8 protein-coding genes are annotated in these 10,319 nt (G+C 61.8%); 1 reads left to right on the top strand and 7 read right to left on the bottom strand.

Going from position 1 to position 10,319, the window contains the following annotated elements:
- Positions 1-143: 143 nt before the first annotated feature.
- Complete coding sequence (locus ACE04F_RS04265) at positions 144-1,940, bottom strand: methyl-accepting chemotaxis protein (RefSeq protein ID WP_486105084.1); 1,797 nt, start codon at positions 1,938-1,940, stop codon at positions 144-146.
- A gap of 381 nt (positions 1,941-2,321) precedes the next feature.
- On the opposite strand from ACE04F_RS04265, the gene ACE04F_RS04260 reads away from it, so the two are divergent.
- A complete protein-coding gene (locus tag ACE04F_RS04260; RefSeq protein WP_486105082.1) occupies positions 2,322-4,370 on the top strand; it encodes a TonB-dependent siderophore receptor in 2,049 nt (682 codons plus the stop codon).
- 152 nt (positions 4,371-4,522) lie between these two features.
- Here ACE04F_RS04260 and ACE04F_RS04255 read toward each other — a convergent pair whose 3' ends face one another.
- Genes ACE04F_RS04255 through ACE04F_RS04230 form a run of 6 tightly spaced genes read right to left on the bottom strand, consistent with a single transcriptional unit; the run spans position 4,523 to position 10,053 of the window.
- A complete protein-coding gene (locus tag ACE04F_RS04255; RefSeq protein ID WP_486105080.1) occupies positions 4,523-5,566 on the bottom strand; it encodes an LLM class flavin-dependent oxidoreductase in 1,044 nt (347 codons plus the stop codon).
- A gap of 30 nt (positions 5,567-5,596) precedes the next feature.
- The gene (locus ACE04F_RS04250) at positions 5,597-6,082 is read right to left on the bottom strand and encodes a flavin reductase family protein (RefSeq protein ID WP_486105078.1); all 486 of its coding nucleotides are present in this window, start codon (positions 6,080-6,082) and stop codon (positions 5,597-5,599) included.
- 40 nt (positions 6,083-6,122) lie between these two features.
- A complete protein-coding gene (locus ACE04F_RS04245; RefSeq protein WP_486105076.1) occupies positions 6,123-7,274 on the bottom strand; it encodes an ABC transporter ATP-binding protein in 1,152 nt (383 codons plus the stop codon).
- Between the two features lie 17 nt (positions 7,275-7,291).
- Positions 7,292-8,101, bottom strand: coding sequence for an ABC transporter permease (locus ACE04F_RS04240; protein WP_030142570.1), 810 nt, complete (start codon positions 8,099-8,101; stop codon positions 7,292-7,294).
- A gap of 6 nt (positions 8,102-8,107) precedes the next feature.
- Positions 8,108-9,031 carry an ABC transporter permease gene (locus ACE04F_RS04235; protein ID WP_486105086.1) on the bottom strand — a complete coding sequence of 308 codons (924 nt, stop codon included), beginning with the start codon at positions 9,029-9,031 and terminating at the stop codon, positions 8,108-8,110.
- Positions 9,028-10,053 carry an ABC transporter substrate-binding protein gene (locus tag ACE04F_RS04230; protein ID WP_486105074.1) on the bottom strand — a complete coding sequence of 342 codons (1,026 nt, stop codon included), beginning with the start codon at positions 10,051-10,053 and terminating at the stop codon, positions 9,028-9,030. Before ACE04F_RS04230 ends, ACE04F_RS04235 begins: the two co-directional genes overlap by 4 nt.
- Between the last annotated feature and the right edge of the window lie 266 nt (positions 10,054-10,319).

The following is a 10,319-nucleotide window of genomic DNA, read 5'->3' as shown; positions in this document are numbered from 1 at the left end:
TGTGGCGAGGGAGCTTGCTCCCGCTGGCGTGCGCAGCAGGCCCCGGCGGTTCTTCAGGCTGACCGCATCACCCGTCTTGCGACTGCTGCGCAGCCGAGCGGGAGCAAGCTCCCAGGCCACAATTGTCTGGCTTGATCCTTTGATCAGTCAGCCAGCAGCACCGCCGCATCAAAGCCCACCCGCAGGTTGCCCCAGTGACGGCCGCCAAAGAAGAACGGTACGTCGATCTCGGTCATGATTTCCCCGGTGTCGCGCAGGTAGGTCTGGAGCAGGAAGCGCTGGACATTGCCCGCCGCGCGCAGGCCGATCGGGTCGTTGAAGATCCGCTTGTTGCGGCACACCGGCAGATCAACCGCGCGGTCGCCGGTCGGTTGCTTGGATACCCAACTGTTGTTGACCGGGCAATAGCCCTTCGTATCGACGATGAACGAGACCTTGCCGCCCGGCGTACCGCGGGTGAGCTTGTCGCATTCTTCCTGGCAGACCCGGGCAAAGCGTTCGGTGTAGCTGGTCATGTACTGCTTGGGATCAGTGCCTGGAATCAGCTGGTAATTCTGGTCGAACAGGTTGACGCCTTCTTCCTGCAGCGCCTGCAGCTGAACCTGGAGCGTGTCGCGGCATTCGCTGGCGCGGGTGATAGCGGCATCCAGCTTGCCGTGGCCGAGCACGAAGCGGCCCAGCAGCGTCTGGACCTTCTCGGCAACACCGGACAGATCGCGGGTGGCCGTCGCCGATTGCTGCATGCGCTGGTCGATCGACTGGCTGTCGGCATGGATCTGGGTGACGCGTTCGTTGATACCGGTGTTCGAGTCGGCGAACTGCTGGATGTGGTCGGCGATATCCGCCAGTTTGCCGTTGGTGGATTCGAAGTCGACGATCATGCTCTCGAAATGGCCGGAGGCGCGTTCCACCACCTTCTGGGTTTCCCGGGCGCTGTGGCTGATCTGGGTGGTCTGCTCGTGGGTGGAACTGACCTCCTGGAGCATCGCGTCGATGTTGCGCGAGATATCGTCGGTAGCCCGGCTGACGTTCTGCGCCAGGGTGCGCACTTCATCGGCCACCACGGCGAAGCCACGGCCACTTTCCCCGGCGCGCGCCGCTTCGATGGCGGCGTTGAGTGCCAACAGGTTGGTCTGGGCGGAAATCTGCTGGATCAGCCCGACGATGGATTTGATGCTCGACGAACGCTGGTTCAGCGCGTCCACCAACGTCGCGAACTCACCGAGGCTGCTGGAGATCTCGCTGATGTTGCCGGTGACTTCCAGCAACTCGGCGTAGGAGTCGCGGGCCATGTTCAGGTTCTGCGCGGTGGTGCTGGAGATGCCCTGGGTCTGGCGCGAGACTTCTTCGATACGGCCCACGGCGGTGTTGCTCTGGTCCATCACTTCCTTGGCGAAGCGCGCCTGGTGGGTCGCGCTGTCGCTGGAATCGCTGATGTTTTTCAATGAACGGGCCGACTCCACGGCGATGTGCACCGTCAAGACCTGGACGTTGCTGATGATCTCGCGCTGCTTGGCCAGGAAGCGGTTGCAGGTGGCGGCCAGCGTGCGGATCTCGTCATGGGTGACCAGCGGCAGGTCCTTGGACAAGTCGCCTTCGCCGTTGGCGATCTCTTCCAGCGCCTTGGTCATTACAGTGACGGGGCGCACGATGAGGTGGCGGAAATACCAGACCATGAAGCTGATCATGCCGAACGTCAGGAGCGCGCCGAAGAGCAGGGCATGGGTGAGGCTGTCGAGGCGATCTTCGATCTGGCCCAGCAGTGCGGCGTCCAGTTGGGCCGTGCGCAGCTGCACGAGAATATCGGCCCGGGCACTGACGGCAACCCAGTACAGCAGGCCACTGACGACGACCAGCAGGAAAAGGCTTGAAAGCTTTTTTGTGAGGGTATCGAAGAATTGCATCTCGATAGACTCGTACAAGGCCTTTAACGTCTGCATGCCGCTGCTCCTGGGCAAAAAAATCACTGAATGGAATACATTCGACCGCGAGCGCCAAAGCTTTAGGGTGGCAGGGCGATTTGATATCACTTTCCACCATTTGACCTGAATCACTGCAAGAAGACCGCGAGCTTGCTCGCGATATCGGTGGACCTGTTGCATCGAAGGTGAACGTACCGCCCTCATCGCGAGCAGGCTCGCTCTCACAGGGGTATAGCGCTATCAATTTGATACAAAAGATTTACTGGGAATGATTCTCAAAGTATATTCGCTCTCATTCACATCCCCCTCCATGAGTGCAGCGTCTTGAATCGTTCCACCCCTCTCGCTTACCGCAATGCCCTCGTCAAATGTGTTTTACCCGCGCTGTCCTGCTGTTTCATGGCAAGCCCCTTGAAGGCCCAGGACACCCTTGAACTGCCCACCACGGATGTGCAAGGCAGTCGGATCATTCAGGACGAAGGCTACACGGCGACGCAAGCCAGCACGGCGAGCAAGAGCGATGTACCGATCAAGGAAGAGGCGCAATCGATCAACGTGGTGACCCAGCAGACCCTGGCGGACTATCAGGTGCGCTCGCTGGAGGACGCGATGAAGTTCGTCAGCGGCGTCAGCCAGGGCAACACCCTGGGGGGCTCCCGGGACTCGCTGGTCAAGCGCGGTTTCGGCAGCAACGATGACGGTTCGATCCTGCGCGATGGTGTGCGTTCGAATCTGGGCCATAACTTCAGCGCCACCACTGAGCGAGTCGAAGTGCTCAAGGGCCCGGCGTCGATGCTGTACGGCGCGCTGGAACCGGGCGGCCTGATCAACGTCATCAGCAAGAAGCCCGAATACACCCAGAGCACCACGCTGAGCGGCTCCGCCTACAGCGAAGGCGGCGGCACCATGGCCCTGGACACCACCGGGCCGCTGGGCGACACCGGTTTGGCCTATCGCCTGATCGCCGAGCGCGGCCATGAGGATTACTGGCGCAACTACGGCGTCAACGAAAGCACGCTGGTGGCACCATCGCTGGCCTGGACCGGCGAGCGTGCTTCGTTGAACCTGAGTTATGAGTACAACGAATATTCCAACCCGTTTGACCGTGGCACGGTGTTCAAGAATGGGCACCCGGCTGACATCGACTACGACAAGCGCCTGGATGAGCCTTGGGCCAAAAGCGTCGGGATTCGTGAGACGGCCACCGCACGGTTCGAGTACGAACTGAGCGATGCGTGGAAAACCCGGGTGACCTACGGCTGGAACAATGACCGTTACAGTCTTGCGATTGCCCAGCCCAACTCGCTGGTTGGCAATACTCTGCGGCGAGCCGCCAACGGCGCCCACTACGATGATGAAACCCGTTACGCCAGTTGGGATTTCATCGGCAAGCAGGAGCTGTTCGGCCAACGCCATGACCTGTTGATCGGTGCCGATAACCAGGTGTCGGACCAATACCGTGGCAAGACCTACCGCGGGCCAGTGCGGGGCGGCTTCGATATCACCGCGCCGGTGTACGGAGGTTTGGCGCAGCCCAGCGTCATCAATCCCGCCCAGAGCAACCTGAGTAACCAACTGACGTCCAGCTCGGTGTACCTGAAGGACAACTGGCATCTGGACGAGCGCTGGATTCTGGTCTTCGGTGGTCGCTATCAACACTACGATCAGTTCAGCAAGCAAGGGTCGATCACTCGCGTGCCGGTTCGCGACGACAACGGCGATGCCTTTGTCCCGTTTCTCGGCCTGGTCTACAAGGCCACCGAGGAGCTGTCGCTGTATGGCAACTACAGCCGTTCGTTCAAACCCAACGATACCGTCGATGACAACCTCAGCACCTTCAAGCCGGAGGAGGGCCGCAGTTACGAAATCGGCGCCAAGTACGATCCGCTGCCGGGGCTGAACATCAATCTGGCGTTGTTCGATATCGTCAAGAAGAACGTTGTCACTACCACCCTGGTCGGCGGGCAGAACATCGCCGAAGCCGCCGGCAAGGTCGGTTCACAAGGCCTGGAGCTGGACATCACCGGGCGTTTAGCCGAACGGTGGTACTTGATCGGCACCTACGCCTACACCCACACCGAGATACTCGATGATCCAAGGAACGAAGGCCACCGCCTGCCCGACGCACCCAAACACACCGCCAGCCTGTACCTGTCGCACCACCTGAACGTGCCGACCGAATTCGGCGCCTGGCACGCCGGCGGCGGTGCGCGTTACGTTGGCGAGCGGGCCGCCAACGCCGCGAACGATTTCTGGATGAGCAGCTACACCGTCGCCGACGCCTTCCTGCGCTGGGAGTCGCCAATGTTCGGGCAAAAGACCTCGTTGCAGTTGAACGTCGACAACCTGTTCGACAAGCAGTACTACCCGTCGTCCACCGGCAGCCAGTTGCAAGTCAACGTCGGCGAGCCACGCACCGCCAGGTTGAGCGCCAGCGTGACGTTCTGATCGCAGTGCTCCTATAAAAATGCCCGGACAGCAATGTCCGGGCATTTTTTATTTCAGCTTCAATCCGTCTTCGCGAGCAGGCTCGCTCCCACAGGGTCTGGAACACCCGCAGCCTATGTGGGAGCGAGCCCCCCCCAAGGCGATGTAACGGATCAGCGAAACGCCGGCACCACCTGCTGGATGAACAATTCCAGGGATTTTTTCTTCTCGGCATGCGGCAGGCTGTTGTCGCACCAGAAGCTGAACTCGTCCACGCCCAGTTCCTGGTAGTACTTGATCCGCTCGATGATCTCTTGCGGCGTACCGATCATGGTGTTCTTGCGGATGTTCTCCAGCTGGAACTCCGGGCGCTCGGCAAACTTTTCTTCCGGGCTTGGCGCCAGGAAGCCGTCGACCGGCACCTGCTTGTTGCCGAACCAGGCGTCGAAGGTGCGATAGAACTTCGAGATGGCCTGGGCACCGATCTTCCAGCCCTCGGGATCGTCCGCGGCGTGCACATGGGTGTGGCGCAGCACCATCAATTGCGGACGTGGCACGTCGGGATTGTTGTCCAGGGCGGCCTGGAATTTGTTCTTCAGGTCGAGGACTTCTTCATCGCCTTTCATCAAAGGCGTGACCATCACGTTGCAGCCATTGGCGACGGCGAAGTTGTGCGAGTCAGGGTCGCGGGCGGCGATCCACATCGGCGGATGAGGCTTGCGGATCGGCTTGGGCACGCAGGTGGAAGTAGGGAATTTCCAGATCTCGCCGTCATGGGCGTAATCACCTTGCCACAGTGCGCGCACCACCGGGACCATTTCCCGCAATGCCTGGCCGCCGGAGGAGGCCGGCATGCCGCCGGCCATGCGGTCGAATTCCACCTGATAGGCGCCCCGTGCCAGGCCGACCTCCATGCGGCCGTTGCTGATCACGTCGAGCAACGCGCATTCGCCAGCCACCCGTAGCGGGTGCCAGAACGGCGCGATGATGGTGCCGGCGCCGAGGTGAATGGTCGTGGTCTTGCCGGCCAGGTACGCCAGCAGCGGCATCGGGCTTGGCGAAATGGTGTATTCCATGGCGTGGTGTTCGCCGATCCACACGGTGCTGAAACCACCGGCTTCGGCCATCAGCGTCAGCTCGCTGAGGTCTTCGAACAACTGGCGATGGCTGACGCTTTCGTCCCAGCGCTCCATGTGTACGAACAGGGAAAATTTCATGGCGCTTTCTCTTTATTGTTGACGATCGGTTCAGGCGAGGACGGGCAGGGCGCCCATCTTGCCGTGGCAATAAACCAGCGGCCCCGGTGTGTGTTGCGGCACGATCAGGTTCTTCACGGCGCCGACCATGATGGCGTGGTCGCCACCCTCGTATTCACGCCACAGTTCGCATTCGATGATGGCGGTGGCGTTGCCCAACAATGGATTGCCCAGCTCGCTCAAGGTCCATTCGATGCCCTGGGCCTTGTCCTTGCCTTTGCGGGCGAACGCGTAGGCTTCGTTCTGCTGGCCGCCGGAAAGCACGTGGATGGCGAAGCGTTTGTTCCGGATCAGCACCGGATAGGAATCGGAGCTGTAATTTGGGCAGAACAGCACCAGGGCCGGGTCCATCGACAATGAACTGAAGGCGCTGGCGGTCAGCCCGACGATTTGCCCGTCATCATCCAGCGTGGTGATCACCGTCACGCCGGACGGGAACGAGCCCATGACTTGTTTGTAGAGGTTGGCATCGATCATTTCGCAGTCCTCGCACGCAGGCGGTTATGACGCAGTGTTCTCAGTGGGCGCCGGCGGCCTTGTGCAGGTCGCTCTCGGCCCATTGGGTGTAGACGCAGGCATCGGCGGTGGCCCAGCGCACCCGCACCGGGTCGCCGGCCTTGAGCGGCATGCCGGCGGCGGACAGCGCCTTGACGGTCATCTGGGTGCCGCCGGAGGTGACCACGCTGCAGGTCTGGCTTTCGCCAAGAAAGAGCACCTCCACGACCTTGGCCGAGACTTCGTTCCAGCCGGCCGGCAGGGTGTCCTGGGTCGCCTGCTCGACACTCAGGGCCAAGGCTTTTTCCGGGCGGACCATCAGCAGCACGTCCTGGTCGGTTTGCAGGCCGGTGGTCAGGCGGATCGACAGCGACTGGCCTTCGAAGGTCGCCGCGGCATTGCCCTTGGCCTTGAGCTTGAGGAAGTTGGAGTTGCCCAGGAACGAGGCGACAAAGGCATTCGGTGGATTCTGGTAGAGGTCGTAGCCACTGCCCAGGCCGACGATCTTGCCGTGGCTGAAGATCGCGATGCGCTGGGACAGGCGCATGGCTTCTTCCTGGTCGTGGGTGACGTAGACGATGGTGATGCCCAGCCGGCGATGCAACTGGCGCAGTTCATCCTGCAAATCTTCACGGAGCTTTTTGTCCAGCGCGCCGAGAGGTTCGTCCATCAGCAGGATGCGCGGCTCATAGACCAGCGCCCGGGCAATCGCCACGCGCTGCTGCTGGCCGCCGGACAGTTGCGAAGGGCGCCGATGGGCGAACTCTTCCAGTTGCACCAGCTTGAGCATGGCATCGACCCGGCGCTCGCGCTCGGCACTGGCCAGTTTGCGGATCGCCAGCGGGAAGGCGATGTTGTCGCGCACCGACAGATGCGGAAACAACGAATAGCGCTGGAACACCATGCCGATGTCGCGCTTGTGCGGCGGCACGTTGACCAGGGATTTGCCGTCCACCAGGATCTCGCCGCTGCTGGGGGTTTCGAAACCGGCCAGCATCGACAGGGTGGTGCTCTTGCCCGAGCCGCTGGAGCCGAGGAAGGTCAGGAATTCACCATCCTGGATCTCCAGGGATATATCGTCCACGGCGGCAAAGTCGCCGTAGTGCTTGTTCAGGTTGCGCAGGCTGACCAGGGTCTTGTCGTTCCGCTGTGCGGGGTCTTTGACGGCACTCATCGTATTCTCCTAGGCGCTCAGGCGCTGATTTCGTTGCGCCGGCGCAGGGCGGCGGCGATCACCATTACCAGCACCGAGAGGCCGATCAGCAGCGTCGAAGCGACGGCGATCACAGGCGTCAGGTCCTGGCGCAAAGTGGTCCACATTTTTACCGGCAAGGTCTGCAGGGTCGGGCTGGCCATCATCACGCTCAGCACCACCTCGTCCCACGACACCAGGAATGCGAACAAGGCGCCGGCGACCATGCCCGGGCGAATGGCCGGGAACGTCACCTTGAACACCGCTTGCAGGCGCGAGGCGCCGCAGATCACCGCCGCGTCCTCGATGGATTGGTCAAACAGCTTGAGCGAGTTGATGATCGAGATGATGGTGAACGGCAGCGCGACGATCACATGGCTGACCACGAAGGCAAACATCGTCCCGGTGTAGCCGAGTTTGAGGAACAGCGCGTAGACCGCCACGGCGATGATCACCAGCGGCACGATCATCGGCAGGGTGAACAGACCGTAGAGCATTTCCCGACCCGGGAAGCGCCCGCGTACCAGGGCAAACGCGGTCGGCAGGCCCAGGGCCACGGCGCAGACGGTGGTCAGCACCGCGACTTTGAGGCTGGTCAGCGCGGCGCTCATCCAGTCCGGGTTGGAGAAGAACTGGCCGTACCATTTGAACGTCCAGCCCGGCGGCGGAAACACCAGCCACTGCGACGAGCCGAACGACAGCAGCACGATGAACACGATCGGCAGCAGCAGGAACAAGGCGATCACGCCGGTGGTGAAGTACAGGCCGAACCGCATGCGTCGGCTCATGGCATTGGGAGTCAGGAGCATGGCGGCTTACCTCGCGTTGCTGGCGCCCACCGGGGATTCCGGCTGGAGCTTCAGGTAGAAGTAGAACAACACCAGGGTGATCGCCACCAACAAGGCGGCACCGGCGCTGGCCAGGCCCCAGTTGAGGAACGACTGCACCTGCTGGATGATGAATTCCGGCAGCATCATGTTCTGCGCGCCGCCCAGCAGCGCCGGGGTCACGTAGTAACCGAGAGACATCACGAAGACCATCAGCCCGCCGGAAAACAGCCCCGGCCGGCATAGCGGCAGGAACACCCGGAAGAAGTTGGTCCAGGGGCTGGCGCCGCAGATGGAACCGGCCTGCAGGATCATCGGGTCGATGGCCTGCATGGTCGCCTGCAACGGCAGGACGATGAACGGGATCATGATGTAGCTCATGCCGATCACCACGCCGGTGAGGTTGTGCACCATCTCCAGCGGCTGGTCGATGATGCCCAGGGCCATCAACGCTTTGTTCACTACCCCGGACGCCTGCAGCAGCACCAGCCACGAGTAGGTGCGCGCCAGCAGGCTGGTCCACATCGACAGCAGGACGATGTTCAGCATCCAGCGGCCCCAGCCACGCGGCACCAGGGTGATGGCCCAGGCCAGCGGGAAGCCCAGCAGCAGGCTGAACAACGTCACCAGCCCGGCCACCGAAAAGGTGTTGAACAGCACCCGGGCGTAAGCCGAGTTGGCGAACAACTGCTCGTAGTTGCCCAGGCCCGGCACGGGTTCCAGCACGCCGCGCAGCAGCAGGCCGATCAGTGGCGCCAGGAAGAACAGGCCGAGGAACAGCAGCGCGGGAATCAGGTTGCTGGCGCCGCGCCAGCGTTGCATCAACGACGGCGTCTGCTTGCGCGCCGCGGCCGAACCGGCAGCGCCGACGGCGCTCCCGGTGCGAGGGGTTGCCGCTGCCGCCATTTTCATTTGACCAGCCATTCATTCCACCGTGTCGCGATGTCCTGACCGTTCTTGGCCCAGTACGCAAAATCCAGCGTGATCTGATCCTTGGCGTAGGCGGTCGGCAGGTTGGGGGCGAGCACCGAATCCAGGCGCGCGATGCTGTCAACGTTGACGGGGGCGTAGGCGGTCAGGTTGGAGAAATCGGCCTGGCCCTTGGCGCTGCTGGCGTTGGCCAGGAACTTCATGGCGGCGGCCTTGTTTTTCGCACCCTTTGGGATGACCAGAATGTCGGCCATGACCAGGTTCTGCTTCCAGCTCACGCCGACGGGCGCGCCGTCCTGTTGCAAGGCATAGATCCGACCGTTCCAGAACTGGCCGATGCTGGCTTCGCCGGAGGCGAGCAACTGCTGAGACTGGGCGCCGCCGCCCCACCAGACGATGTCCTTCTTGATGGTGTCGAGTTTCTTGAAAGCGCGGTCCAGATCCAGCGGATAGAGCTTGTCCTGCGCTACGCCATCGGCGAGCAGGGCCAGTTCCAGCACGCCAGGGCTTGGCCATTTGTAGAGGGCGCGTTTGCCGGGGTAGGTCTTGGTGTCGAACAGCGCGGACCAATCCGTTGGCTTGTCCGAACCGAGCTTGCCTTCGTTGTAGCCGAGCACGAAGGAGAAATAGAACGAGCCGACACCGTGGTCGGAGACGAAGCGCGGGTCGATCCTGTCGCGTTGGATGACCGAGAAGTCGAGAGGTTCGAGCAGGCCTTCGGCGGCGGCTCGCAGGGCAAAGTCGGCCTCGACATCGACCACGTCCCACTGCACGTTGCCGCTTTCGACCATGGCCTTGAGCTTGCCATAGTCGGTCGGGCCGTCCTGGACCACGGTGATGCCGCTGGCCTTGCTGAACGGATCGGCCCAGGCCTGTTTCTGCGCGTCCTGGGTGCTGCCGCCCCAACTGACGAAGTTGACGCTTTCAGCGGCCAGCGTCGCCTGGCTGCTGACACTCAGCAGGCCGGCAAAAAGAACTGCGGCTGCACTTTTCTTCAACACCATGTTCACGCCCTCATTGTTGTGTTTATTGAGTGGGCTTCTGTTCGCCCACTTATCGGGAGCTTTGGGTCAAGCGAGTCTTGCAAGTGACCGCGCCAGGGTAGGCAGGAGCGTTCGGTCGATGGAATATCATATTATGGTATTCCAAACTTTCTGCAAGGGTTTTGCCGTACCGGCTATCTGCCTGACGCGGATTTTCGGTGATCTGTTGTGAGAGCGAGCCTGCTCGCGAAAGCGGTTGTTCAGTCGACTTCAATGTTGCCTGACAT

It is taken from the genome of Pseudomonas sp. AGC41 (assembly GCF_057334555.1).
The sequence above is the reverse complement of the archived record's forward strand: the minus strand, read 5'-3'. Positions and strand labels throughout refer to the sequence as shown.